Source organism: Actinoallomurus spadix (assembly GCF_024055725.1).
GTDB lineage: Bacteria > Actinomycetota > Actinomycetes > Streptosporangiales > Streptosporangiaceae > Actinoallomurus > Actinoallomurus spadix.
The window spans coordinates 11766-37451 of sequence record NZ_JAMXMX010000042.1; the positions used below are offsets into that span (position 1 = coordinate 11766).

The window sequence follows — 25686 nt, forward strand, 5'->3', positions numbered from 1 at the left end:
GCGATGGAGACGGCACGACGGGTGGTCATCACCGGTCTCGGTGCGGTGACCAGCATCGGTCTCGGAGTGGAGGCCTTCGCGGCCGGACTGCGGGAGGGGCGGAGCGGCGTCCGGCCGATCACGGCGTTCGACACGGCGGGGTTCGCCCACGCCAACGGATGCGAGGTCACGGACTTCGTTCCGGAGGAGTGGATCGAACGGACCGATCCGGCCGAGCTGGGCCGGGCGAGCCGGTTCTCCGTCGCCGCGGCGAGGATGGCGCTCCGCGACGCGCGCCTGACGGACGCCGACGTACGCGGGCGGGCGTCGCTCGTCTCGATGGGCACCACCGACGGCGAGTCACGTGACCTCGACGACCTGGTGGCGGCGCAGGTGGAGCGGGGGAGCGAGCATGTCGATCCGGCGCTGGCCCGCCGGATCGGCGCGGGCCGGCTGTCGTCGGGCATCGTCGCGGAACTCGGCCTCACCGATGTCGAGGCGGTGACCATCCCGACCGCGTGCGCCGCCGGCAACTACGCGGTGGGCTATGGGTTCGACGCCGTTCGCTGCGGCGACGTGGACCTGGCCCTGTGCGGCGGCGCGGACGCCCTGTGCCGGAAGACCTTCACCGGCTTCTACCGGCTCGGCACGATCGCGCCGGACGCGTGCCGGCCGTTCGACCGTGGCCGCCAGGGCATCCTGACCGGTGAGGGCGCCGGCGTCCTCGTCATGGAGAGCCTCGGCTCGGCGCTCGCACGCGGGGCGCGCATCTACGCGGAGGTGCTCGGATACGGCCTGGCGTGCGACGCGTTCCACCCGGTCGCTCCGGACCGGGACGGGATCACACGGTGCATCCGGCTGGCGCACCGTAACGCCGGGGTACGCCCCGAGGACGTCGACCTGATCTCGGCGCACGGCACCGGGACGAAGGCGAACGACGTCACCGAGTCCGGCGCGATCCGTCAGGTGTTCGGCGAGAGCCCGCCGCCGACCGTCTCCATCAAGGCGATGATCGGTCACACGATGGGCGCTGCCAGCGCGCTGTCGTCGGCGGCCTGCGCGCTGGCCATCGACCAGGGGTTCATTCCGCCGACCATCAACCACACCGAATTCGATCCCGAATGCGGGCTCGACTGCGTGCCGAATGAGGCGCGGGTCGCCGATCTGCGGATCGTGCAGAACAACGCGCTGGCATTCGGCGGGAACAACGCGGTGATCCTCTTCGGCCGTTATCAGGAGCGGTGATGGACCTGTTCGTCACCGGCATGGGAGCGGTCGCCAGCATCGGCCGGAGTCCCGGCGAGATATTCGACTCGCTCTGCGCGGGCCGCAGCGGACTGGCGGAGTTGCGCGGTTTCGACCGGACGCGGTTCCGCGCGCGGAACGCCTACGAGATCGACGACCGCCCGGCTCCGGGGGCCGACCTGCCGCTGCGGGCCAGCCGCTGGCTGGAGCAGGCCGTCGCGGACGCGCTGCGCGACGCGGGGCTGCCCGCCGATCTGAGCGGCGTTCCGGTGCTGATCGGCACGACCCTGCGCGAACTGCGCTCGGTGGAGCTGAGCTGGCGGGACGGCGTCCCCTTCGACCTGGGCGATCTGCATTTCGGCACGACGCTGCGGCGCCGGTTCGACGCGGCGAACACCTACACCGTCGCGAACGCCTGCTCCGCGTCGCTCTACGCTCTCGCCCTGGGCGCCGACCTGATCGAGCTCGGTGCCGCCGACACCGTCGTGGTGGCCGGGGTGGACACCATCACCGAGAGCACCTACGGGCTGCTCGACCGGTGCTACCCGGAGGCCCCGGACCAGGTGCGGCCGTTCGACCGCGGACGCCGGGGCATGCTGCAGGGCGAAGGCGCGGCCGCCATCGTCCTGAGCGGACGGGCGGGCGGGCGCCGCCACGCGCTCCTGCGCGGGGTCGCGGTCAACTGCGACGCCTACCACCCCTCCGCCCCCGATTCCGCGAGCATCGCCCGCGCGATACGGGAGGCGCACGCGCGCGCGGGCGTACGCCCACGCGACATCGACCTGATCCTTCTCCACGGCACGGGCACCCCGCTGAACGACGAGGCGGAGGCCGAGGCCGTCGGGGACGTCTTCGCCGGACTCCCCACCGTGCCGTACATGACCGCGATCAAGTCCATGACCGGTCACACGGCGGGGGCGTCCGGGCTGCACAGCCTGGTCGCGGCGGTCTCGTCCCTGCGCTCCGGCGTCATACCGCCCGTCGTCGGGCTGACCGACCCCGCCGAGGAGGCCGCGCGCCTGCGGCTCGTACGCGGCGGCGCCGCCCACGCGCCGCTCGGCGTCGCGCAGATCAATTCCTTCGGGTTCGGCGGGCTGAACGCCGTCGCCGTCGTGGAGAAGGTGGCGTGAGTGGAGACGGTCGTGACGGGCCTCGGCACGGCGGTGCCCGGCGTGGCGCACCCGGCGGACCTGCTGGAACCGGGACCACCGGCCGGGCGCGATGACCCTGCCGCGCGGCTGACCGGCCGCGGGATGCGCTACCGGGACCGGGCCACCCGGCTGGCGCTGTGCGCCGGACGCGACGCCCTGGCCGCCGCGGGGCTGCCGGCCGGGCCGGAGCGCGCCATCGACGGCGCCGAGATCGGCGTCGTGACGAGCACGAACCTCGGCAACGTCGACACGGTCTGCGAGACGGTGACCAGGATCGCCGAGGAGACCTACCTCGGCACCAGCCCGATGTCGCTGCCCGCCACCGCGAGCAACGTCGTCGCCTCATGGGTCGCCATCTCGTACGGACTGCGCGGCGCGAACCTGACGCTGTGCAACGGTCCGACCTCCGGCCTCGACGCCGTTCACTGGGCGCGTCTCCTCATCACCGCCGGGCGCGTGCGGGCGGTGCTGGTGGTCGGAGTCGAACCGGTCAATCCGCCCGTACGGCACCTCGCCGGCGATGAGCGAGCCCTGCTCGACGGCGCGGCGGCACTCGTCGTGGAATCGGCGGCGTCCGCTCGGGACCGGGGCGTACCCGCCCTGGCCGCCATCGGCCCGTACGCGCGCAAGGGCAGCTGCCCCCAAGCGATCGCGGAGGTGCGGCACGGTCTGGAGGCACCGATCGGCCTGTGGTGCGTGCCCGAGCACCGGATGCCGATCGCTCCGCCGGGCCTGGACGACGCCGTCACCTGTGACCTGTCGGCGACCCTGGGAGGATGCTCCGGCGCGCTCGGGGTACTCCAGTCGGTCGCCGCGGCCTCCTGGCTCGGCGCGGGCGGAACCGGAATGGCGCTGACCACCGCGGGCGCCGGGGAGCAGGCCGATGACGACGCCGCCGCGGCGCTGATCCTGTCCCCGGTGGGCCGATGAGGGAGACCGAGCACACTCTCCCGGCGCGCCGCCGTCCGGCACGTGCGGCGCGGACGCTGCGGACCCTCCTCCTGCCCGGCCTGGGCGGCAGCACGGCGGTGTGGGCGCCGTTCCTCGCCCTGGCCCCCCGGGACCTGGACGTCCGGCAGGCGGACGTGCCGTGGACGGGCGGGGGAGACGGCCGGTGGAGCCATCATCCCGACCCCGTCCGCTGGGTGGTACGGGCGGCGCGTCGCGCCGGCGCGCCGGTGGACCTTCTCATCGCCCACTCGTTCGCGGCCACCCTCGCGCTGGACCTGCCCGGCCGTGCCGCCGGTGTCCGGCCCGCGGCGTTCATCCTCGTGTCGCCCTTCTACCGCCCGGCGGCGAGCGACTTCGACTGGGCGACCATGGCGTACTACCTGGAGGGTTTTCACCGCATCCTCGACGAGGGGCTGAGGATCGGCGGGGTCCGCCCCGGCTCCGCGGAGCTGCGCGGCCCGATGGCACTGCGGGTACAGGAGCGGATCGGCCCCTACGGGTGGATGCGCTTCTTCGACGCCTACCTGCGGACCCCCTTCCAGGACGTGTCGGCGATCCGCGTGCCGACGCTCGTGGTCACCGGCGAGCGTGACATCGCCGCACGGCCGGACGACGCGCGTGCGCTCGCCGCGGCGCTTCCGGCAGGACGCCTGGAGGTGCTCGAGGGCTGCGGCCACTTCGCCATGGCCGAGCGGCCCGACCGGTTCGCCCAGATCGTCGACGACTTCCTTCGCACCGCTCTGCCCGCCCACCGAACCGACCCGGAGTCGCCATGAACGCCACCGCCACCACCGTCGCCGCGGCCAACGGAGCCGGGACCGGAGAGGTGACCAGGCTGCAGATCCGCCCTCGTTACGAGGGGGCCAACATCTGCACCTGGATCGGGTTCAAACACGTCAACTACCTCGTCGAAGAGGCCGTCCTCGACCATCTCCGCCAGACCGGCTCCCCGGCCGGGGAGCTCTACGAGCGGTACGGGCTGTGCGTCGACCTGGTCGACCTCGACACGCGCATCCTGCACGCCTTTCACATCGACGACGTCGCGACCGCCGAGGTGCGCCGGGTCGGTGACGACCTCCTCGCGGTGCGCCTCCACCGGGAGGACACCCACGCCGTCACCGCGAAGGTACGGATCGCGCTGCGGCTCGATCCGCGCGGCACCGCCGCCGAGCCGGTGCCGCCGGAGCTGCGCCCGCGGCCGGTGACGCGGCTGGGCGGCGGAGCCACGGCGACCCCGCTGGCGGCGGGCGCCGACCCGGTCGCCTCGCTCACCCAGGGCGGGAACGCGCACGCCTGGCGGTGGCGGATCCCTTACTTCTACTGCCACTTCACCGAACGCGTGCAGATGTCGGGCTACCTCCGGTTGATGGAGGAGGCCGTCGACCTGTTCCTCGCCGACCGCGGTATCTCGATCAAACGGCTGCTGGACGAACAGAACCTCATCCCCGTCGTGCCCCACTCGAAGATCACCATCCTCGACGAGGCCCTCATGGAAGAGGAGCTCTGCACCGTCCTCACCGTCGAGAACGTCTTCAAGCGCTTCACCTACACCGCGCGGATGGACTGCTACGCGCTGCGCGACGGCGCCCTGGTACCGACCGCGACCGGGCGCATCACCCACGGCTACGCCGTCATCGAGAACCGCCGCGACTGGAGCCTGGTCTCCTTCGACGACCGGATGATGGGCGCGCTGGAGCGATGACGGAGGTCGTCGTCACCGGACTGGGCGCGGTCACCTGTCACGGTGACGGTGCCGCCGCGCTGTGGGAGGCCATGCTCGCGGCGGCGGCCCGCCCGCCCGACCGGCCGCGGGATCCGCTGGGCCACATGGACCTGCGGCTGATGCACCTGGTCCCGGGCGTCGACGCGGCCGAGCGCGCGGGCCGGTTCGCGATCACCGCCGCGGCCGAGGCGATCGAGGACGCCGGCCTGGACGCCGAGCCGCCGCCGGCGCGTACGGCGGTGGTCGTCGGGAGCTGCATGGGCGAGGTCGGTGTGCGGGAACGGGGACGCGGCCCGGAGACCGGGGACGCTTGGAACCCCGCGTTCCGGATAGCCGCCCGGGTCGGAGACCGGATCGGCGCGTACGGGTCCAATGTCAGCGTCGCGAGCGCCTGCGCGGCCGGCGGGTTCTCCGTGAGCGTCGGCGCGGACATGATCCGGTGCGGCGAGGCCGACGTCGTGCTCGCCGGTGGTTCCGACGCCTACTCACGGGTCGCGCTGGCCTGCTTCAACCGGCTCGGTTCGGTCGACCCGGTGCGCTGCCGGCCGTTCGACCGCGACCGGCGGGGCACCGTCTTCGCCGAGGGGGCGGGCATGCTGGTCCTGGAATCGGCCCGGCACGCGGCCCGGCGCGGCGCCCGCGCGTACGCGCGGATCGCCGGGATCGGCTGGAGCTGTGACGCCTACCATCCGACCGCGCCGGAGCCCAGCGGCCGGCAGATCGCACGGGCCATGACCGAGGCGCTCGGCGGAGACGCCCGTCTCGGATGCGTCATCCCGCACGCCACCGGTACCCCGCGCGGCGACGTCGTCGAGAGCCGCGCGCTGAGCGCCGCGCTCGGCGAGCACCTCGCGGAGGTGCCGCTGTACAGCCTCAAGGCGCTCATCGGGCACACCGGCGGAGCCGCCGCCGCGCTCGCGCTCTGCGCGGCCACCATGGTCCTGCGCCACCGGGTGGTGCCGCCGAACGTGCGCCTCGGCGCGCAGGATCCGGAGTGCGCGGTCCGGCTGCCCCAGGACGCTCCCGCGCGGCTCGACCGCCCGCGGGTCCTGGTCAACGGCTCGGCCTTCGGCGGTAACAACGCCGCGCTCGTCCTCGAGGAGGCGGCGTGAACCTCCCGGCGGGCATGCTCGCGACGGACGCGGTCGTCACGGGCATCGGCGTGGTCGTGCCACCCGGCACACCGGCGGACCCCGGCCGCCCGTGGTTCGACACCCGCGCCAGACTCGGCCCGCGCGGCTACAAGTACCTGCCGGCGGCGAGCAGGTACCTCCTCGCCGCCGCGCGCGAGGCGATGGCCGACGGCGGGGGGCTCGACCTCGTGCCCGGGGAGCGGCGCGCCGCGACCTTCGGCACGAACAGCGGATCGGCCGCCGTCCTCGACGGCATGGACCGCACGGTCGCCGACGGGCACGCCGACGACCTGAGCCCGGCGATGGCGCCGTTCTTCGCCATCAACGTCCTGGGTAGCAGACCGTGCGCCGAGTACGAGGTGAAGGGCTTCCAGCTCACTCTCACCTCGCCCCGGGTGGCGGGCCTGGAGGCCATGGAGGTCGGCCTGCGCGCCCTCTCGCTCGGCCGCTGCTCCTCCCTGCTGGTGGCCGCCATGGAGGACGGGCCGCCGGGACCCGCTTCGCCGGTAGCCGATGGCCCGGCCCTGCCCGAGGAGGGCGCCGTGGCGATGGTGTTCGAACCGCCCGCCGCGGCGGCGGCCCGCGGCGGACGCTGGTACGGGGCCTGCAGGGCGCGGACCGCCTTCCTGCCGCCCCACCTGGCGGGCACCCGGGAAGGGCAGGACCGGCTCGGCCGGATCGTCACGGACCTGCTCACCGGCCTCGGCGCCGACCGGCCGCTGCCGGTGCACGTGATCGCCGACGGCTCGGCGGTCGGCGAGACGGTCGCCGCGGTCCTGACGGCCCACCCGCGGACCGGCCCGATCACGTCGCGTACGGCGGCGGGTCTCGGCTGCCTGACCCCCATGGTCCGCCTCGCGGGCCTTCTCGCGGCACGTACGGGCGACCGCCTGATCGTGACCGCGACGGCCGAGGGCAACCTCGCACTGGCCAGGATCTTCGACCCGGGGAGGTCCCCATGTTGATCCCGATCGAGGGCACCTGGTGCCTGATCCTCGGCGCGTCCAGTGGCATGGGCCGCGCCGTGGCCCGGGCCATGGCCGCCCAGGGCGCCAACGTGATCGGCGTGCACTTCGACACGGCGGCGCACGAAGAGGCGACCGCGCAGCTGGTCGACGAGCTGCGCGGACACGGTGTCGAGGCGCACTTCTTCAACGTCAACGCGGCGAGCCCGGCCGTCCGCGCCGAACTGGTCCCGCGGATCGCCGAACTCTCCGGCGGCACCGGCCTGCACGTCCTGGTGCACTCACTGGCGTTCGGCACGCTCGTTCCGTACCTGCCGCGCGCTGGCTGGGAGCGCGGCATCACCCACCGGCAGCTCGACATGACGCTGAACGTCATGGCGCACAGCCTCGTCTACTGGGTGCAGGACCTGGTCGCCGCGGACCTGCTGCCCCGCGGTTCCAAGGTCTACGCGATGACGAGCGCCGGAGTCACGCAGGCACTGCCCAGCTACGGCGCGGTCTCGGCGGCCAAGTGCGCCCTGGAGGCCCACGTACGCCAGCTCGCCTGCGAGCTGGCGCCACGGGAGGTCGCGGTCAACGCCCTGCGCGCCGGGGTGACGCCGACGCCGTCACTCGCGCGCATCCCGGAGCACACCGAGTTCGTCGACCGGGCGACGCTGAACAATCCCCACGGCCGGCTGACGCGGCCCGAGGACGTCGCGGAGGCCATCGTCCTGCTGTCCAGGACGGACTCCTCCTGGATCACGGGCAACACCATCGGCGTCGACGGCGCGGAACTGTACGCGGCCGGTGGCGCCTGGAACCCCCACCGGGCCGATGCGGCCGGCTGACATGAGGAGGACGTCCATGGACCTCGACGCTCTGGTGATCTCCGGCTGGTCGGTCGTCTCACCGTACGGCATGGGCGCCGGCCCGTTCCGCGACGGACTGCGGGCCGGCCGCGACGGTACGAGCGCGGGGCCGTACGGTCCGTTCGAACGGGCCGGGGTCGTGCCGGACTTCGACGTCGCCCGGGTGCTCGGCCGCAAGGGGACCCGGTCGATGGACCGCGTCACCGGGCTCACCGTGGCCACGGTCGGCCGGCTGCTCGACGCGTACCTGCCGCGGCCGTTCGAGGACGCCGAGCGCGTCGGCCTGGTGCTGGGCACCGGTTCGGGCAGCGTCCAGAGCATCATGGACTTCACCCGCGACGCGCTGACGGGGGAGCGGCCGTACCACGTCGACCCGGCGCGGTTCCCGAACACGGTGATGAACCGCGCGGCCGGCCAGAGCGCGATCTGGTACGGACTGAAGGGACCCAACACGACCGTCGCCGGCGGCGCGCTGACCGGTCTGCTGGCGCTCAGCTACACGGCGCGGCTGCACCGCGGCGGCGGCTGCGACGCCATCCTGTGCGGTGCGGCCGAGGAGATCTCCGAGCAGCGCGCCCGGCTGGAGTGGCACGCGAACGGTCCCGGCGGGGGACCGCTCGGCGAGGGCTGCGCCATGTTCCTCACCGAGCGCCTGGACACCGCGCGCCGGAACGGCCGGGCACCGCTCGCCGTCGTGCGCGCGGTGAGATTCGGGGCGTTCGGCGCGCCGGCCTCGGCCGGTGAGGCGCTGCGCCGCTGCGTCGAGGACGCGCTGAAAGACGCCGGCGCCCCCGACGACGTGCGGCTCGTGGCCCCCGCCGGGGGACCGTTCAGCGACCATGAGTCCGCGGCGATCGGCGCCGCGCTCGGCGGCCGCAGGCCACCGGAGGTACGCGGGCGGCCGCTCATCGGTGACACCTCCGCGGCCTCGGCCGCCTTCCAGCTCGCCGCGGTGCTGGCCGCCGGCATGGACGACGGCCTCGCCCTGGTGACCTCGATCGACCGTGAGGGCACCGTCGGCTGCGCGTTGCTCGGGCAGCCGGGAGCGGGAACGTGAGCGTCCCCGGACCCGCCGGGAGCCCCGGCGGCGGTGCCGCGCCCGTCGTCCCGCCACCCGGCGGCGGTGCCGCGGCGGTGGTGCCGTCACCCGGCGACCACGCGGTGCCCGTCACCCGGCCACCCGGCGGCACGCCACCCGACCTCCGCTCCGGGCCCACCGGCTCGAGACCGACCGGATCGCGCCGGCCGGAGCGGCCGACCACGCAGAAAGGACCGTTACCGATGGCCGACCAGCTCGCCCCCCGGCTCGACAAGGAGGACCTTCGCCTGCTGATCGCGGAGGTCCTCGACGTGGACGTCGCCGAGGTCACCGACGACGCGCACTTCGTGGACGACCTCGAGGTCGACTCGCTCATGGCCCTGGAGATCACCGTACGGCTGGAGAAGGAGTACGGCGTGCGCATGCAGGAGGAGGAACTGGAATCCATCCGGACCATGCGCAGCACCTACGACCTGATCGAGCGGAAGCTGCGGGAGACGTCGTGAGGATCGACGCGGGGCCCGATGACGCGATCACGGCCCACGTCACGATCGATCCCGGCGACCCCGTCTTCCCGGGCCACTATCCGGGCTTCGCCGTGCTGCCGGGCGTGTACCTGATCGACTACGCGGACCGCGCCGTGCGCGCCTGGCGTGCCGCCGGGCTCCGGCTGCGGGCCATCGACCGGTGCCGGTTCCGCCGCCCCATCTACCCCGGTGACGAGGTCTCCATCCGGCTGTCCGCGTCCCGGTCACAGCGGGAACTGCGCGTCTCCGCCTCGGCGGCCACGGCGCGCGGCCCGGCCGCCGACCTCCGTCTCCGGTACGAGGAGGCGACGGGCCCGTGATCGGCGTCGCCCAGATCAGACGGATCATCCCGCACCGTCACCCGATCCTGCTGGTGGACCGGGTTCTGGAGGTGGAGCCCGGCCGGAGCCTGACCGCGGCCAAGGCGGTGACGTGCTCCGAACCCGGCTTCGCCGAGGACCGTGAGGAGTATCCGGCCGCCCTGCTGATCGAGTCCTGGGCCCAGTCCGCCGTGCTGCTGTCGGTGTGGGAGCAGCCCAACCCGGACGTACTGGCGGGGAAGGTGGAGCTGGCCGGCGCGATCGACGATGTCCGGTTCGGCCGTCCGGTGCTGCCCGGCGACGTCGTCGAGCACCGGGTCCGGCTGGTCAGGGCCATCGCCGACACGTCGATCCTCGAGGGCGAGTCGCTCGTCGGCGCGTCCACCGTCATGTCGGTCGGTCATTTCGTGGTCGCCCTGCGGTCCATCGACGTGCTCCGGCCGGAGACCGCCCCAGCGTGAAGGAGTCATCGTGCCCGGAACCGATCGGCCCGTCGCCCTCGTCACGGGCGGCTCGCGCGGCATCGGCCGTGCCGCGGTCGCACGTCTCGCCCGCGACGGCTATGACGTGGCGTTCTGCTACGAGGCCAGTACCGAGGCGGCCGAGACGTCGGCCAAGGAGGCGAAGGCGGCAGGCGCCGAGGTCCTCGTCCGGAAGGTCGACGTGGCCGACCGGGCGGCGGCCAAGGAGTTCGTCGAGACGGTCGAGACCGAGCTGGGGCCCGTCGCCGTGCTCGTCAGCGCCGCCGGGATCATCCGCGACAAGCCGCTGGCGCTGATGCGGGACGAGGAGTGGGACGCCGTGCTGCGGGTGAACCTCGACGGCACCTACAACATCTGCCGATCGGTGGTCTTCCCGATGATGAAGCGGCGGGCGGGCGCGATCGTCACCGTCTCGTCGATCTCCGGGATCGCGGGGAACGCCGCGCAGACCAATTACGCGGCGTCCAAGGCCGGCATCATCGGCTTCACCCGGTCCCTCGCCAAGGAGGTGGGGCGTCACGGGATCCGGGCGAACGTCGTGGCCCCGGGCTTCATCGAGACGGACATGACCGCGCGGATGCCTCCTGCTCTGGTGTCGGACATGCGCGCCCGCATCCCGCTGGACCGGTTCGGCCGCCCCGACGAGGTGGCGGATCTGGTCTCCTTCCTGGCGTCGGAGCGGGCCGCCTACATCACCGGCCAGGTCGTGCAGGTCGACGGGGGGATCGCGCTGTGAGCCCGCGGTTCTACTTCTCGCTGCGCAGCCCGTACTCCTGGCTGGCCTACCGGGATCTGCTCGACCGGCACGCCGCACTGGCCGGACGGCTGGAGTGGATCCCGTTCTGGGAACCGGACGAGCACAGCCTGCGGCTGCTCGCCGAGGCGGGCGGACGGTTCCTCTACACCCCGATGTCGAAGGCCAAGCACCTGTACGCGCTTCAGGACGTGCGCCGCCTGGCGGCGGAGCGCGGGCTGCGGCCGGCCTGGCCGGTCGACCGCGAGCCGTGGTGGGAGGTGCCCCACCTGGCCTATCTGGTCGCGCGCCGCCACGGACGCGGGCCGGAGTTCATCGCGGGCGCGTACCGGGCCCGGTGGGAGGAGGGACGCGACATCTGCGACCCCCGGACCATCGCCGGGCTGGCCGGGGAGCTGGGGCTCGACGAAGGTGAGCTGACCGGCGCGGTCCACGATCCGCGGATCCGGGAGGAGGGAGTACAGGTCCTGCTGAGGATCCACCGCGACGGCGTGTTCGGGGTGCCGTTCTTCGTCAACCGGTTCGACAAGTACTGGGGGGTCGACCGGCTTCCGGCGTTCGCCGATTCCGTACGCGCCGGGGCCGGCGCTCCGCCTCCCGCCGTCACGACGGTGGGCGCCGCGTCGGTCGACGACGGGCACGCCGGCGGGTGCGGATGAACGCCCTGCGCGATGAGCCGTCGTGGCCGCGCTCCGCCGTCCGGCGCGTGGCCGTGGCGGCCCTGGTCGCCCCGGTTATAGCCGGGATATAGCGGCCGGCCGCACCGTAGCGACAGCGAGAGAGACCGGGAGAGAACGTGGGCGGTTCTGAGAATTTCGCGGCGACGTTCCGGCGGAACGCCGAACGCGACCCCGCGCGTCCCGCCGTGATCCTCTCCCACGGGGGCGCCGAGGACACCCTCACGTACGGCGGGCTGGACCGGGCGGCCCGGTCGGTCGCGGCGCAGCTGCCCTGCCGGCCCGGCGACCGGGCGGTGCTCGCCTACCCGACCGGCCTGGAGTTCGTCGGCGCCTTTCTTGGCTGCCTGTACGCCGGGGTGATCCCCGTGCCGATGCCGGCCCCGGGCGGCGGGCGCAACCGCCGTGACCGGACCGAGGGGATCGTGCGGGACGCCGATCCGTCCGTCGTGCTGACCGGGGAGGCGCTCCTGCCGTCGGTCGGCGAATGGCTGGGCGGGCGCGAGCTGGCCGGGTTCACCGTCATGGCACCGGAGACGGACCGGCCGGAGGACGTCCCGCCGCCGGACGGCGACGAACAGGCGCCGGCGTTCCTGCAGTACACGTCGGGATCGACGAGCGACCCCAAGGGCGTCATGGTGTCGCAGGCCAACCTGGTGCACAACGTCGAACTCATGCGGCGCAGCCACGGCTGGCACCGCGACATGCGGTTCTGCAGCTGGCTGCCGGTCCACCACGACATGGGCCTCATCGCGATGGTGCTGACGCCGCTGTTCATCGGCGCCACGGCCGTCCTGATGCCGCCCATCGACTTCCTCAAACGGCCACACCTGTGGCCGGCGCTGATCGACCGGCACCGCGCCGAGGTCGGCAGCGCGCCGAACTTCGCCTACGACCTGTGCGCCCGCAGCGTCTCCGACGAGCAGGTCGCGCGCCTGGACCTGTCCTGCTGGCGCTACGCCTGCAACGGCGCCGAGCCGATCGACGCGGACACCCTCGAGCGCTTCGCCGCGCGGTTCGCCGCCGCGGGGCTGCGGCCGGAGGCGCTGCTTCCCGGCTACGGCCTGGCCGAGGCCACCCTCTACGTCTCCGGGACGCCGGCCGACGCCCCGCCCACCGTACGGCGCGTGGCGGCCGGAGCGCTGGAGCGGGGCGGGCTCGCGCCGGCGCGCGAGGGCGAACCGGCCGTGACCGTGGTGAGCAGCGGCGTCGTCCGCGATCTCGACGTGCGGATCGTCGATCCCGGCACGTTACGTCCCCTGCCCGACGGCCGGGTCGGCGAGGTCTGGATTCGCGGGGCCAGCGTCGCCCGCGGCTACTGGCGCAGGCCCGCGGAGACGCGCCGGACCTTCCACGCCCGGACCGCGGACGGGGAGGGCGCCTTCCTGCGCACCGGTGACCTCGCCGCCCTCCTCGACGGCGAGCTGTACATCACCGGCCGGCTCAAGGAGACGCTGATCATCCACGGCCGCAACCTGTACCCCCATGACATCGAACGCGAGGCGGCGCGGCTGGACCCCGCCTTCGGGGGCCTGCCGTGCGCGGTGTTCTCCGTGCCCGTCCCGCGCGAGGAGATCGTCCTCGTGCAGGAGCTGCGCGCCCGGCGGCTGGCCGAAGAGGACCTGCGGGCTCTCGCGGACCTGCTGAAACGCTCGCTCGGCACCCTGCTGGACCTGCGTCTCGCCGCCGTCGCGTTCGTCCGCCGCGGTCAGATCCCGAAGACGACGAGCGGCAAGATCCAGCGGCTGCGCACCCGTGAGCTGTTCCTGGCGGGCGCCCTGGACACCCTGTACGAGGACGTCGCCCCCGGGATCCGCGAACGCCACCGGGCCCCCATCGTCACCGCCGGATGAGGAGTCGCCGTGCGCCGACCACCGACCTACGCCCCCTACGCGCTGACCGAGCGGCTCGAGCGGCGGTTCGGCGACCCGAACGACGCCTCTCGCGCCTTCTCGCTGGCGCGCTGCGCCGAGCTGGACGAGCGGGAGGAGTTCCCGGCCGGCGTCTGCCGCGACCTGGACGACGCGGGCGTCCCCGGCTACTACGTGCCCGCGCGCCACGGCGGATCCGTGCACACCTACGAGGACACCCTGCAGGTCGTGCGCCTGCTCGCGCGCCGGGACCTCACCGTGGCGATCGCGCACGGCAAGACCTTCCTCGGCGCGGTCTCGGCGTGGGTGGGCGCGGAGCCCGCGCAGGCCCGCGCGCTCGGCGAGGCGGTGGCGGCCGGGCAGGTCGTGGCCTGGGGCCTGACCGAGCGCGCGCACGGCGGCGACCTGCTGGCCGGCGAGGTCGCGGCCGAGCCGTCCGGCGCCGGGTACCGCGTCACGGGCGAGAAATGGCTGATCAACAACGCCACGCGGGCGCACGTCATCTGCCTGCTCGCCCGCACCGACCCCGAAGGCGGCGCGCGCGGCTTCAGTCTCCTGCTGGTGGACAAGACGCGGTTGCCGGGGGACGCCTACCGCTGCCTGCCCGCGGTCCGCACCGACGGCATCCGCGGCGCGGACATCAGCGGAATCGCGTTCGACGGCGCGTGCGTACCCGCCGACGCGATGATCGGAGCGCCCGGCGCCGGACTGGAGATCGTCCTCAAGGGCCTCCAGCTCACCCGGACGCTGTGCGCCGCGCTGTCGCTCGGCGCGGCCGACCGGGCGCTGCGGACCGCGCTCGGTTTCGCCCTGCGGCACCGCCTGTACGGGCGGACCGTCGCCGAGCTGCCGCACGCCGCGCGGACGCTCACCGAAGCGTACGCGGACCTGCTCACCCTCGAGGTGACCGGCCTGGTGACGGCCCGCGGCATCCACACGCTGCCGGGAGAGCTGAGCGTCACCTCCGCCGTCGTCAAGTACGCCGCGCCGACGATCGTCGACGACCTCATCACCCGGCTCGGCCAGGTGCTCGGCGCGCGGGCGTTCCTCACGGGCACGGACGGCTGCGGCGTCTTCCAGAAGGTCCAGCGCGACCACCGGATCGTCGGGATCTTCGACGGCAGCACGCTGGTCAACCTCAACTCCCTGATCAACCAGTTCCCGGCACTGGTCCGCGGCCACCGGCGCGGACTCGTCGACGACGCCGGCCTGGCCGGCGCCGTGACCCTCACCGGGCCGCCGCCGCCGTTCGATCCGGCGGGGCTGAGGCTGGCCGCGCGCGGAGGCAGCAGTCTCGTCCAGAGCCTTCCCGCGCTGACGCACACCGCCGAGGGCGTCGCGCCGCCCTCCGTGGTGCGGCGGCTCAAGGAGCTTCAAGAGATCGTCACCGGCCTGCACGACGCCATGGCCGGGCAGCGGCCGTCGGCACGGGACGTGCCGGTGGAGGCGTTCGACCTGGCGCATCGATACGCCCTGTGCTTCGTCGCCGCCGCCTGCGCGCACCTGTGGCTGCGCAACCACGAGGCGATGGCCGGGGGAGAGACCGCCGGGCTCTGGCGGGAGGCGCTGTGGCTCGACGCCTGCCTCGCGCGGCTGCTCGGACGGCTGCGCGGCGGTGACGCCGGGGAGGACGAGGAGGTCTTCGAGCATCTCATGCCGCACCTGGTCGAGCAGTACCGCGGCGGGCGGCTGTTCTCCCCGTTGCCCTGCCGGCTCGCCGAGGAGGCCCGATGACGGACACGCTGGAGGCACTGCTCGGTGACCCGGCGGACCCCGGGAACCCCCTTGGCCACGACGCCGTCGTCGCCGCGGACGAACGCGGCGAACTCCTCGCGGCGGGTGAGGCGATGCTCGACGGGTACGGGCTGAACGCCGAGTTCGTGCCGGCCGAGCTGGGCGGGAGGTTCCGGCAGGCCGACGAGATGGCCCGCGTCGTCCGGGCGGTGTTCCGGCGCGACTGCAGCCTCGGTCTCGGCTACGGAGTCACGAGCTTCATCGCCGCCGTTCCCGTCTGGACGTCCGGCGACCCCGGCCAGCGGCGCCGGCTGGCGGACCTGCTGATGCGCAACGGCCGCGCGGCGGCGGGCTACACCGAACTGGCGCACGGCAACGACTTCACCCGCAACGAGCTGACCGCCCGGCGCGACGGAGCGTCCCTGATCCTGGACGGGCGGAAGGAGCTGGTCAACAACGTGGCGCGGGCGGACGCGGTCGTGCTCTTCGCCCGTACCGCCGAGGAGGCCGGCAGCCGCAGTCACTCGCACGTCCTGGTCGACCTGACCGCGCTGCCCGCCGGCCGGCGCCGCCACCTGCCCCGGTTCCGCACGGCCGGGGTGCGCGGCTGCCTGCTCGGCGGCGTCGAGTTCCGGGACTGCCCGGTGCCCGCCGACGGCGTGGTCGGCCCGTACGGCGGGGCCATGGAGACCGTGCTGACGGCCTTCCAGGTGACCCGGGGCGTGCTGCCGGGAGTCGTGATCGGTGCGCTGGACACCCAGCTCCGCGTGGTCCTGGACTTCGCCCGCGGGCGCACGCTGTACGGCCGGTCCGTGGCCGACCTGCCGCACGCCCGCGCGACCATCACCGGCGTCTTCCTCGACCTGCTCGTCGCGGACTGCCTGTCCACGGTGGTCGCGCGTGCTCTGCACGTCCTGCCGGGGGAGACCAGCGTGTCGACCGCGGCCGTCAAGTACCTGGTCCCCAGGCTCCTGCACGACGGCGCGTACCGGCTCTCCACGGTGCTGGGCGCCCGGTCGTACCTGCGGGAGGGCCCCTACGGGATCTTCCAGAAGAACATGCGCGACATCCCCCTGGTGACGTTCGCGCACGCCAACGCCGCCGTCTGCCAGGCAACGATGCTCCCGCAGCTGCCGCGGCTGGCGCGCCGCAGCTGGCTCGAGGCCGAGCCTCCTCCGGCCGCGCTGTTCCGGCTCGGCGACCCCCTCCCGCCGCTGGAGTACGGCGCCCTGCGGCCCAGCGCGCGCGGGGCCGACAGCCTGACCGCCGCGCTCGCCTCCCTCGCTGAGGCCCCGGACCTGGCGGATCTCGCGTCGCTGTTCACCGGGGAACTGCGGTCGCTCAGGCGCCGATGCCTGGACCTGCCGCCGGGGGACCGGACGGTCACGGCCCGGCGCTCGGCCTTCGACCTGACCGACCGGTACGCGACCGTGCTCGCCGCGGCGGCCTGCGCCGGCGTCTGGCGGCACGCCGACGGTGGGTTCCTCGGGGACACCGTCTGGCTCACCGGAGCGCTGTGGCGTCTCGCCGGACGCCTCGGCAGGAGCCCCGGACCGCTGCCGGACGGGCTGGAGCGGCGCCTCTTCACCGACCTCCTCGCCCGGCACGACGGCGACCGGACCTTCGACCTCGACCGGCGACGGCTCGCCGGCCGACACGTCCCGTGATCTCACAGAAAGTAGCGGACATGCCGGAGATGAGCATCGACACGTCGGCGGACGCGATCCGCGCCTGGTTGATCGAACGCGTCGCGTTCTACGCCGAGCGCCGCCCGGACGAGATCGCGACGGACACGCGCCTCGTCGAGCTGGGACTGGACTCGGTCTACGCGCTGACCCTCGGCGGCGACATCGAGGACCGGTTCGGTGTCGAGGTCGAGGCGACGCTGGGCTGGGATCACCCGACCATCGACGCGATCACCGCCTACCTGGTCGCGGAGCTGGGCTGATGGACGACCTTCGGCGGCTCTCGGCGGGCCAGGACGCCATGTGGCATCTCCACCGGCTGGCCCCGGACCGCGCGGCGTACAACATCACGCTGGCGGTCCGCGTCCGTACCCCGCTCGAACCGGACCTGCTGCACCGGGCGGTGGCGGCGCTCGCGGCCCGGCACGACCTGCTGCGCTCGGTGTTCACCGAGATCGACGGCGTGCCCTGGCGCGTCGTCCGCGCTCCGGCCATGGTCCGGCTGGAGGTCCGGGAGATGGCCGGCGCGGACGACGACGCGGTGGCCGCCGCGGCCCGCGACGTCGGGAGGACGCCGTTCCGGCTGGCCGAGGGCGCCGTCCGCCTCGTGCTCCTGCGCCGCCGCCACGACGACGCGGTGCTGGTCGTGGTCGCCCACCACATCATCTCCGACCGCACGTCGCAGTGGCTGCTGATGCGCGACCTGCTCGACGCCTACCGCGGGCTGCTGACGGCCGGCGAACCCGCCTGGTCCGAACTGGACCGGGCCTTCGACGACCACGTCGAGGACGAACGCCGTCTCCTGGCGTCTCCGCGCGGTCCGGAACTGGCGGAGCGCTGGCGGCGGATCTGCGCGGACGCGCCCGCCGCGGAGCTCCCCGCCGACCGGCCGCGCCCCGAGCGCCAGGGCTTCACCGGAGCGACCGTCCAGCGCAGGTTCCCCGACGCCCTGCACGGCCGCCTGCGCCCGGCGGCCGACGCGCTCGGCGTCACGCCCTTCGCCCTGGTGCTGGGGGCCTTCGAGACGGTACTGCACCGGTACACCGGCCACGATCGTTTCCTCATCGGCTGCCCGGCCTCGATCCGGTTCCGGCGCGGCATGCGGGACGTCGTCGGTTACCTCGTCAACACCCTGGTGCTGCGCGCCCGGCTGAGCCCGGCGACCACGCTCGGCGAGGCGGCCGTGTCGGCGTACCGGCAGACGGCGACGGCGATGGCCGCCGCGCGGTACCCGACCGTGCTGCTGCCCCGCCCGGAGGACCGCGCCCGGCTGTTCCACATCGCCGTGACCATGGTGACCGCCAACCGCATGGAACCCCTCCTCGACCTGCTCGACGGCGGGCTCGACTACGGCGGCCTGCGCCTGGAGCTGGTGGACGTACCGCACATGGAGGGCCAGCTCGACCTGTCGGTCGAGCTGCGGGAGAGCCGTGGGGCGCTGACGGTGACGTTCCGCTACGACGTCGACCTGTTCGACGCGGTGACGATCGAGCGGCTGGCCGATCACCTCGTCACGGTGACCGAGGCGGCCGTCGCCGACCCCGGTACTCCGGTGTCCGGCGTGTCCCTGGGAGACGAGACCGACCTGGAACGGCTGCTGGCGATGGGAACCGGTCCCACCAGATGACGGAGAGTGGACAATCATGATCAGTGCGGCCGTCGATGACTGCCCGACCATCACCCTGACCAAGACGGAACGCGACGATCTGGCGTCCGTCGCCGCGCGCGCCGCGGCGACCCCGCCGCGTCTCGTCGACGACTCCGGCTGGGTCGCCACCGCCCGGGCCCTGTCCTGCCGGCTCCCGCCGAGGCTGAACGAAGAGCTCCGGAGGTTCCGCCATGACCCGGGCCCGGACGGACTCATCCTCGTGCGGAACCTGCCGGTCGACGACGTGCTGCGCGCCACGCCGTCGACGCCCGGATCGGTCGAGCGGACGGCGACCAGAGAGGCGGCGGCACAGGTGCTCATCACGCTGCAGCTCGGCGAGGTCGTGGCGTTCCGCAACGAGAAGGCCGGCGCGCTGGTTCAGAACGTCGTGCCCGTGCCCGCGCACGAGCGGCAGCAGAGCAACGCGGGATCGACCCGGCTCGAGATGCACGTGGAGAACGCGTTCCACCCCCACCGCCCGGATCTCGTCGCGCTGATGTGCCTGCGCAACGACCACGAGAACCGGGCCGGGCTGCGCATCGCGTCGATCCGGCGCGCGGCGGTCCTGCTCCCCGGCCTCGTCCGCCGCGTGCTCGCCGAGCCGCGCTTCGTCACCGAGCCGCCACCGTCGTTCGGCGGCGCGGACGGCGAGGCCCCGGCGCACCCGGTGCTCGCCGGCGCGCCCGACGACCCGGACGTCCGGGTCGATTTCAGCGCCACGCGCCCCCTGGACGACGACGCCGGCCGTGCCCTGGAGACGCTGCGGGAGGCCTTCGACCAGGTGGCCCGCACGATCGTGCTCACGCCCGGCGACCTGGCCCTGGTCGACAACCGGCTGGCCATCCACGGGCGTACCGCCTTCACTCCGCGTTATGACGGCAACGACCGTTGGCTGTACCGCACCTTCGTCCACCTGAACCATCGCGTCTCCCGCGCGTCACGCACCGGCAACGGCAATGTTCTGGATTGACCCCGGTATAGGGGAGATATAGCGCCCCCACGCATCATCAGATGTGCTGGCGCGGGCGCGAATCGGCGCACTGCCCCGAGGTTATCGACGAAAGGGAACCCGTGGTCGATCAACCGTTCAAGAGTATCCTGCAAACCGTCGGGAACACCCCGCTCGTCGAGCTCGATAACCTCATCCCGTCGTTCGAATCACGCGTCTTCGCGAAGGTCGAGCGGTTCAATCCGGGCGGCAGCATCAAGGACCGCCCGGCGCTCATGCTGCTGCTGGAGAAGATCCAGGCCGGCGAGCTCGTCCCAGGCCGGTCGGTGATCGTGGAGTCCAGTTCGGGCAACCTGGCCGTCGGCCTGGCCCAGATCTGCCGTTATTTCGGCCTCGGCTTCATCTGCGTCGTCGACGCCAAGACGACCGAGCAGAACATCGCGATCCTGCAGGCCTACGACGCCATGGTCGAAGTGGTCACCGAGCCCGATCCGAAGACCAAGGAGTACCTGCCGGCCCGCATCCGCCGGGTGCGCGAGATCGTGGCGGGCACCCCGTACGCGTACTGGCCGGATCAGTACTCCAACCCGCTCAACCCGCTGGCGCACGAACAGACCATGCGGGAGATCACCCTGGCGCTCGACGGGCGCGTCGACTACCTGTTCTGCGCGACCAGCACCTGCGGGACGCTGCGCGGCTGCTCGGAGTACGTCCGGCGGAACGGGATGCCGACGACCGTCGTCGCGGTCGACGCCGTCGGCAGCGTGCTGTTCGAGGACAAGCCGGCGCCGCGCCTGATCCCCGGCCACGGCGCCTCCGTCCGGCCGACCCTGCTGGCCCCCGACGCGGCCTCCACGGTCGTGCACGTCTCGGACCTCGAGTGCGTCGTCGGCTGCCGGCGGCTCATCCGCCACGAGGCGATCCTGGCCGGCGGTTCCTCCGGCGCGACGGTCGCCGCGCTGGAGAAGCTGCAGGAGCGGATCCCGCCCGGCTCGAACTGCGTGCTGATCTTTCCCGACGGCGGCGACCGCTATCTCGACACCGTCTATTCCGACCGGTGGGTCAACGAGAACTTCGGTGAGGTCTCGCATCTCTGGAAGGACCAGATGAAGGGACGGACGAGCCCATGCTGATCGTCCGGAACGCCGAGGTGCGACGGCTTCTCGAAGGGCGTGAAACGGAGATCGTCGAACGCGTCCGCGCGGCTTATGTCCTGCACGACGAGGGGCGCTCCGCACTACCGCACTCGACCTTTCTCCGATTCCCTGGAAATGAGCGGGACCGCATCATCGGATTGCCCGCCTACCTCGGTGGTGACGACGCGGTCGCCGGAATGAAGTGGATCGCCTCCTTCCCCGGGAACCCGCGCCGGGGCATCGAACGCGCCAGCGCCGCGATCGTGCTCAACTCGCTCGAGACCGGCCGGCCGGAGGCGCTGATCGAGGGGTCGCTGATCTCGGCGTGCCGTACGGCGGCGAGTGCCGCGCTCGCCGCGGGCCTGCTCGTCTCCGCCACCACCGAGGGCGTCGCGCTGATCGGGTGCGGGGTCATCAACCGGGAGGTGCTGAGGTTCCTGGCCACGGTCCTGCCCGCCCTCGCCGAGGTCACGGTCTATGACGTCGACCGGGCCCGGGCGGAGGCGTTCGCGGCCGGCTGCGCGCCGGACCTCCGGGTCAGGGTCGCCGCCGGCATCGCCGAGGCCCTCGGCTCCCATGGGCTCGTCTCCATCGCGACGACGGCCACCGAACCCCACCTGGACACCGCGGCCTGCCGGCGCGGCGCGGTCGTCCTGCACGTGTCGCTGCGCGACATCCTGCCCGAGGCGATCCTCGCGGCGCGCAACGTCGTGGACGATCCCGATCACGTCTGCCGTGAGCGGACGTCCCTGCACCTGGCCGAGCAGTCCACCGGACACCGGCGGTTCATCGCCGCGTCGATCGGCGGTCTGCTCCGCGAACGGACACCGGTCGAGCGCGACCCGCACCGGGTGACCGTCTTCTCACCGTTCGGGCTCGGCGTCCTCGACGTCGCTCTGGCCCGCCACGTCCAGGCCATGGCCGAGCGCGAGGGCCTCGGAGTACGCGTGGACGACTTCCTGCCGGAGCCGCACCCCGTGACCACAGAAGGAGCGATCCATGGCCGCTGACGCCGACCTCTACGACGTCGTGCTCAACGACGAGGAGCAGTACTCGGTCTGGTGGGCCGACCGCGAGCCCCCGTCCGGATGGCGCAGAGAGGGCACCCGCGGTACCCGCGAGGAGTGCCTCGCCCACATCGCCGAGGTGTGGACGGACATGCGGCCGCTGAGCCTGCGGCGCCGGATGGAGATGGACAGCGAGGTCTGAGGGCACCCATGAACATTCCCGAAGCCGTCGCCCGTCAGGCGGCGCGGACGCCGGAGTCCCTCGCCGTGACCGGCGACCAGGGCGACCTGACCTACGCCGACCTGATCCGGCGCGCCGACCAGGTGGCCCATCTCCTCCGCCGGCACGGGGCCGGGCGCGAGACGGTCGTGGGTGTCCGCATGCGCCGTGGCATCGACCTGCCCGTCGCGCTGCTCGGAGCATGGCGGGCCGGTGCGGCCTACCTGCCGCTGGACCCGGACCATCCGGCCGAGCGGACGCGCTGGATGATCGAGGACACCGGTGCCCGCGTCGTGCTGACCGACGGCGAGCCGGCCGGGACGCCCGAGGGGGTCACGGAACTCCCCATCGCCCTGGCCGGCGCGGAGCCGGACACCCCGTCCGGGATGGTCACCGACCCGGGCGCCGCCGCGTACGTGATCTACACGTCCGGGTCCACCGGCCGGCCGAAGGGCGTCGTGGTCACCCACGAGGGGATCGGCAACCGGGTCGCCTGGACCGTGCGGTGTCACGGCCTGTCGGTGACGGACCGGATCCTGCAGAAGACCTCGCCGACCTTCGACGCGGCCGGCTGGGAGTTCTTCGCCCCCCTGGTGAGCGGCGGAACGGTCGTGATGGCGCCGCCGGGCGCCGAGCGTGATCCCGCCGCCATCGTACGGGCCGCCGCGGCGCACGGGGTGACGGTGCTCCAGGTGGTGCCGTCGGTCCTGCGGCTCCTGGTGGAGGAGCCCGGGCTCGCCGAATGCGGGTCGCTGCGGCTGCTGTTCTCCGCCGGCGAGCCGCTGCACGCCGAACTGTGCCGCAGGGTGCTCGACCAGGTGCCGGTGGAGATCTGGAACACCTACGGCCCGACCGAGTGCGCGATCGACGTCACCGCGCACCGCGTCGACCCGGCCGTCACGTCCGGGCCGGTGCCGATCGGCGGGCCCATCGACAACACCCGCGTCCTCGTCCTCGACGTCTCCGGCCGGCCGGTGCCGGTGGGGGTGGCGGGAGAGCTGTACGCGGGCGGCGCCGGGGTCGCGCGCGGGTATCTCGGCCGCCCCGATCTGACCGCCGAGCGGTTCGTGCCGGATCCGTACGGTCCGCCGGGCGCGCGCCTGTACCGGACCGGCGACCTCGTGCGGTGGCGCGAGGGCGGGTCGCTCGACTACCTCGGCCGGCTGGACCACCAAGTCAAGATCAACGGAGTGCGCGTCGAGCCGGGAGAGGTCGAGGCCGCTCTCGCCGCGCATCCGGCCGTACGCGCCGCGGTGGTCACCGACCTGCCCGACGCGACCGGCGCCTCGTGCCTGGTCGCCTACGTCGTCGAGAGCGCCTCCCCCGGCACGGCGACGGCCCCGTCGCCGGCGGATGACGGGGGCGCCCGCGTGCCCGGCCTGGCGGAGCGGCTCCGCGGGTTCCTGCGGGAGCGGCTGCCCAGCGCGTTCGTTCCCGCGATCTTCGTCGAGCTGGACGAGCTGCCGCTGACCCCGAGCGGAAAACCCGACCGCGCCGCGCTGCCCGTCCCGGATCCGGCGACGGGAACCGGCCGCCCGGCGTACGTCGCGCCGCGCAACGCCGCCGAACAGGCGATCGCCGACGTGTGGGCCGAACTGCTCGGCGTCGAGCGGGTCGGCGCGCACGACGACTTCTTCCGGCTCGGTGGGTCATCGCTGCTGCTGGCACGCCTCGCGGGCCGGCTGCGCGCCGCGAGCACCGGCGGCGACCCCGACCTGTCGGCGCTGTTCCAGGAGACCACGGTCGAGGCGCAGGCCAGGCTGCTCGCCGGGCCGTCCCCGGCCGCCGCACCGCCGCCGATCACCGCCGGGTCGGCGAAGGAGGCGCCGCTGTCCTTCGGCCAGGAGCGGCTGTGGTTCCTGGACCGGATGCGCCCGGGCAGTGCGGAATGGGTGGCGCCGCTCATCGTCCGGCTCGACCCCGGCACCGGCACCGGCACCGTGCGCGACGCGCTGACCGCCCTCGCGGCGCGGCACGAGATCCTGCGCACCCGCTACGTGGCCGACGCGGGCCGGCCACGCCAGGTGATCGACGACGCGGCACCGGTCGTGCCGCGTGTCGTGGACGTCACCCGGCAGGAGCTGGCCGCCGTCTACGCGGAGGAGTTCGAGCGCGGATTCGACCTGGAGTCCGGGCCGGTCTGGCGGTCACTGCTGATCCGCGTCGCCGGCGAGGCGCCCCTGCTGCTGCTGACCATGCACCACATCGCCTGCGACGGCTGGTCCTCGGCGGTCCTCGCCCGCGAGGTGCGCGAGCTGTGCGCGGCCGCGCGGGAGGGACGCGAACCACGCCTCCCCGAGCCCGGGGTGCGGTACGCCGACTACGCGGCCTGGCAGCGCCAGTGGCTGACCGATGACGTCATCGGCCGGGAACTGGAGCACTGGCGCCGGACCCTCGACGGCATGCAGCCCCTGCGGTTCCCGACGGACCGGCCACGGCCGCCCCGGCGCGACCACCACGGCGCGGTCATCCCGTTCGTCGTTCCGCGCGGCACCGCCGGCGCCCTCGACCGGCTGGCCCGGGAGGACGGGGGCACCTTGTTCACGGCGCTCCTGTCCGGGTTCGCCGCTCTGCTGGCGCGGTACACGGGGCAGCGGGACGTGGTGATCGGGACCCCGGTCGCCGGGCGGGTCCGTCCGGAGCTCGAGGGCGTCGTCGGTTTCTTCCTCAACTCCCTCGTGCTGCGCTGTGACCTGAGCGGCGAGCCGGACCTGCGGGACCTGCTGCGCCGGATCCGGCGCACGTGCTCGTCCGCGTTCGCGCACCAGCACCTGCCGTTCGAGCTCCTGGTCGACGACCTGCGCCCCGAGCGCGACCTGTCGCGTACCCCGCTGTACCAGGTCGCGTTCGACCTCCACGACGAGCGGCTCACCGACGGCGGGGCCGACACGTCCGACATGGAGACCTACCGGCAGGCGTGGCGCGTGGCCAAGACCGACCTCACCCTGTTCATGCGACGGCGTCCCGACGGCGCGCTGGCCGGGGCCTTCGAGTACGCCACGTCCCTCTTCGACGCCGGCACGATCGAGCGGCTGGCGGATCACTTCGTCCGGCTCCTCGACGTCGTCGTCCGGGACCCGTCCGCGCCCGTGTCCACGGTGGGCTTCCTGCCCGCCGGGGAGTCGGCCGGGACGGCCGGCGCGCGGCTCGAGATACGCCACCGGGTGGACGAGGAGTTCGAGCGCCAGGCCGCGGCCGTGCCCGGCGCGCCTGCGGTCGTGGCGGGGGACCTCGTCGTCGGCTACGCGGAGCTGGACGAGCGCGCGAATCGTCTCGCGCACCACCTGCGCGCGCTCGGCGTCCGGCGAGAGTCACGGGTGGCGGTGCTGCTGGACCGGAGCCCGGACCTGGTGGCCGCGTTCCTGGGCGTCTGGAAGGCGGGCGGGGCGTACCTGCCGCTGGACCCGTCGTACCCGGCGGAGCGGATCACGGCGATGCTGGACGACGCCGACGTACGGATGGTCGTGACGGCCTCGGCCTATGCGGATCGGTTCGACCGGCCGTGTGTCCTGCTGGACCGTGACGGCGCGGAGATCGAGGCGCGGCCGGGCACGGCGCCGTCCCGCCGGGGCGGCCTCGACGATCTGGCGTATGTGGTGTTCACGTCGGGGTCGACGGGGCGTCCGAAGGGTGTGGGGG

General features: G+C 73.6%; 24 protein-coding genes. All 24 read left to right on the plus strand.

Translation table 11 applies throughout. The features are described from left to right. Positions 1-3: 3 nt before the first annotated feature. Positions 4-1224, plus strand: coding sequence for a beta-ketoacyl-[acyl-carrier-protein] synthase family protein (locus NE235_RS35435; protein ID WP_252810977.1), 1221 nt, complete (start codon positions 4-6; stop codon positions 1222-1224). Continuing rightward, positions 1224-2354: a beta-ketoacyl-[acyl-carrier-protein] synthase family protein gene (locus tag NE235_RS35440; protein ID WP_252810979.1), complete on the plus strand. Its 1131-nt coding sequence runs from the start codon at positions 1224-1226 to the stop codon at positions 2352-2354. The genes NE235_RS35435 and NE235_RS35440 overlap by 1 nt, the downstream gene beginning before the upstream one ends. Beyond that, a complete protein-coding gene (locus NE235_RS35445; protein WP_252810980.1) occupies positions 2355-3305 on the plus strand; it encodes a beta-ketoacyl synthase N-terminal-like domain-containing protein in 951 nt (316 codons plus the stop codon). Further along, entirely contained in the window at positions 3302-4102 is an 801-nt protein-coding gene (locus NE235_RS35450; RefSeq protein ID WP_252810982.1) for an alpha/beta fold hydrolase, read from the plus strand. The genes NE235_RS35445 and NE235_RS35450 overlap by 4 nt, the downstream gene beginning before the upstream one ends. Then, positions 4099-5028: an acyl-CoA thioesterase family protein gene (locus NE235_RS35455; protein WP_252810984.1), complete on the plus strand. Its 930-nt coding sequence runs from the start codon at positions 4099-4101 to the stop codon at positions 5026-5028. Before NE235_RS35450 ends, NE235_RS35455 begins: the two co-directional genes overlap by 4 nt. After that, entirely contained in the window at positions 5025-6161 is a 1137-nt protein-coding gene (locus NE235_RS35460) for a beta-ketoacyl-[acyl-carrier-protein] synthase family protein (protein ID WP_252810986.1), read from the plus strand. Before NE235_RS35455 ends, NE235_RS35460 begins: the two co-directional genes overlap by 4 nt. Beyond that, positions 6158-7147: a beta-ketoacyl synthase N-terminal-like domain-containing protein gene (locus NE235_RS35465; RefSeq protein WP_252810987.1), complete on the plus strand. Its 990-nt coding sequence runs from the start codon at positions 6158-6160 to the stop codon at positions 7145-7147. Before NE235_RS35460 ends, NE235_RS35465 begins: the two co-directional genes overlap by 4 nt. Further along, positions 7141-7977 (plus strand): SDR family oxidoreductase, encoded by an 837-nt coding sequence (locus NE235_RS35470; RefSeq protein ID WP_252810989.1) that lies wholly within the window; start codon positions 7141-7143, stop codon positions 7975-7977. Before NE235_RS35465 ends, NE235_RS35470 begins: the two co-directional genes overlap by 7 nt. A gap of 16 nt (positions 7978-7993) precedes the next feature. Further along, entirely contained in the window at positions 7994-9055 is a 1062-nt protein-coding gene (locus NE235_RS35475) for a beta-ketoacyl synthase N-terminal-like domain-containing protein (RefSeq protein WP_252810992.1), read from the plus strand. Between the two features lie 224 nt (positions 9056-9279). Further along, the gene (locus tag NE235_RS35480) at positions 9280-9543 is read left to right on the plus strand and encodes an acyl carrier protein (protein ID WP_252810994.1); all 264 of its coding nucleotides are present in this window, start codon (positions 9280-9282) and stop codon (positions 9541-9543) included. After that, on the plus strand, positions 9540-9884 hold the full coding sequence (locus NE235_RS35485; RefSeq protein ID WP_252810995.1) for a 3-hydroxyacyl-ACP dehydratase FabZ family protein: 345 nt from the start codon (positions 9540-9542) through the stop codon (positions 9882-9884). Before NE235_RS35480 ends, NE235_RS35485 begins: the two co-directional genes overlap by 4 nt. Beyond that, positions 9881-10345, plus strand: coding sequence for a 3-hydroxyacyl-ACP dehydratase FabZ family protein (locus NE235_RS35490; protein ID WP_252810997.1), 465 nt, complete (start codon positions 9881-9883; stop codon positions 10343-10345). The genes NE235_RS35485 and NE235_RS35490 overlap by 4 nt, the downstream gene beginning before the upstream one ends. A 10-nt stretch (positions 10346-10355) precedes the next feature. After that, entirely contained in the window at positions 10356-11102 is a 747-nt protein-coding gene (gene fabG / locus NE235_RS35495) for a 3-oxoacyl-[acyl-carrier-protein] reductase (protein WP_252810999.1), read from the plus strand. Further along, entirely contained in the window at positions 11099-11779 is a 681-nt protein-coding gene (locus NE235_RS35500) for a 2-hydroxychromene-2-carboxylate isomerase (protein WP_252811001.1), read from the plus strand. The genes fabG and NE235_RS35500 overlap by 4 nt, the downstream gene beginning before the upstream one ends. A gap of 137 nt (positions 11780-11916) precedes the next feature. Further along, complete coding sequence (locus NE235_RS35505; protein WP_252811003.1) at positions 11917-13650, plus strand: fatty acyl-AMP ligase; 1734 nt, start codon at positions 11917-11919, stop codon at positions 13648-13650. Between the two features lie 9 nt (positions 13651-13659). After that, positions 13660-15402 (plus strand): acyl-CoA dehydrogenase family protein, encoded by a 1743-nt coding sequence (locus NE235_RS35510; protein WP_252811005.1) that lies wholly within the window; start codon positions 13660-13662, stop codon positions 15400-15402. Then, positions 15399-17069 carry an acyl-CoA dehydrogenase gene (locus NE235_RS35515; RefSeq protein ID WP_252811006.1) on the plus strand — a complete coding sequence of 557 codons (1671 nt, stop codon included), beginning with the start codon at positions 15399-15401 and terminating at the stop codon, positions 17067-17069. Before NE235_RS35510 ends, NE235_RS35515 begins: the two co-directional genes overlap by 4 nt. Before the next feature lie 20 nt (positions 17070-17089). Continuing rightward, complete coding sequence (locus NE235_RS35520) at positions 17090-17350, plus strand: acyl carrier protein (RefSeq protein WP_252811008.1); 261 nt, start codon at positions 17090-17092, stop codon at positions 17348-17350. Beyond that, entirely contained in the window at positions 17350-18714 is a 1365-nt protein-coding gene (locus tag NE235_RS35525; RefSeq protein WP_252811010.1) for a condensation domain-containing protein, read from the plus strand. The genes NE235_RS35520 and NE235_RS35525 overlap by 1 nt, the downstream gene beginning before the upstream one ends. 16 nt (positions 18715-18730) lie before the next feature. Further along, positions 18731-19705 (plus strand): TauD/TfdA family dioxygenase, encoded by a 975-nt coding sequence (locus NE235_RS35530; protein ID WP_252811012.1) that lies wholly within the window; start codon positions 18731-18733, stop codon positions 19703-19705. 101 nt (positions 19706-19806) lie between these two features. Then, positions 19807-20817, plus strand: a complete 1011-nt coding sequence (sbnA, locus tag NE235_RS35535) for a 2,3-diaminopropionate biosynthesis protein SbnA (RefSeq protein ID WP_252811014.1) — start codon at positions 19807-19809, stop codon at positions 20815-20817. Beyond that, on the plus strand, positions 20811-21830 hold the full coding sequence (gene sbnB / locus NE235_RS35540) for a 2,3-diaminopropionate biosynthesis protein SbnB (protein ID WP_252811016.1): 1020 nt from the start codon (positions 20811-20813) through the stop codon (positions 21828-21830). The genes sbnA and sbnB overlap by 7 nt, the downstream gene beginning before the upstream one ends. Beyond that, complete coding sequence (locus tag NE235_RS35545; protein WP_252811026.1) at positions 21820-22029, plus strand: MbtH family protein; 210 nt, start codon at positions 21820-21822, stop codon at positions 22027-22029. Before sbnB ends, NE235_RS35545 begins: the two co-directional genes overlap by 11 nt. A gap of 8 nt (positions 22030-22037) precedes the next feature. Next, on the plus strand, positions 22038-25686 hold a 3649-nt coding region (locus NE235_RS35550; RefSeq protein WP_252811029.1), incomplete at its 3' end, for an amino acid adenylation domain-containing protein.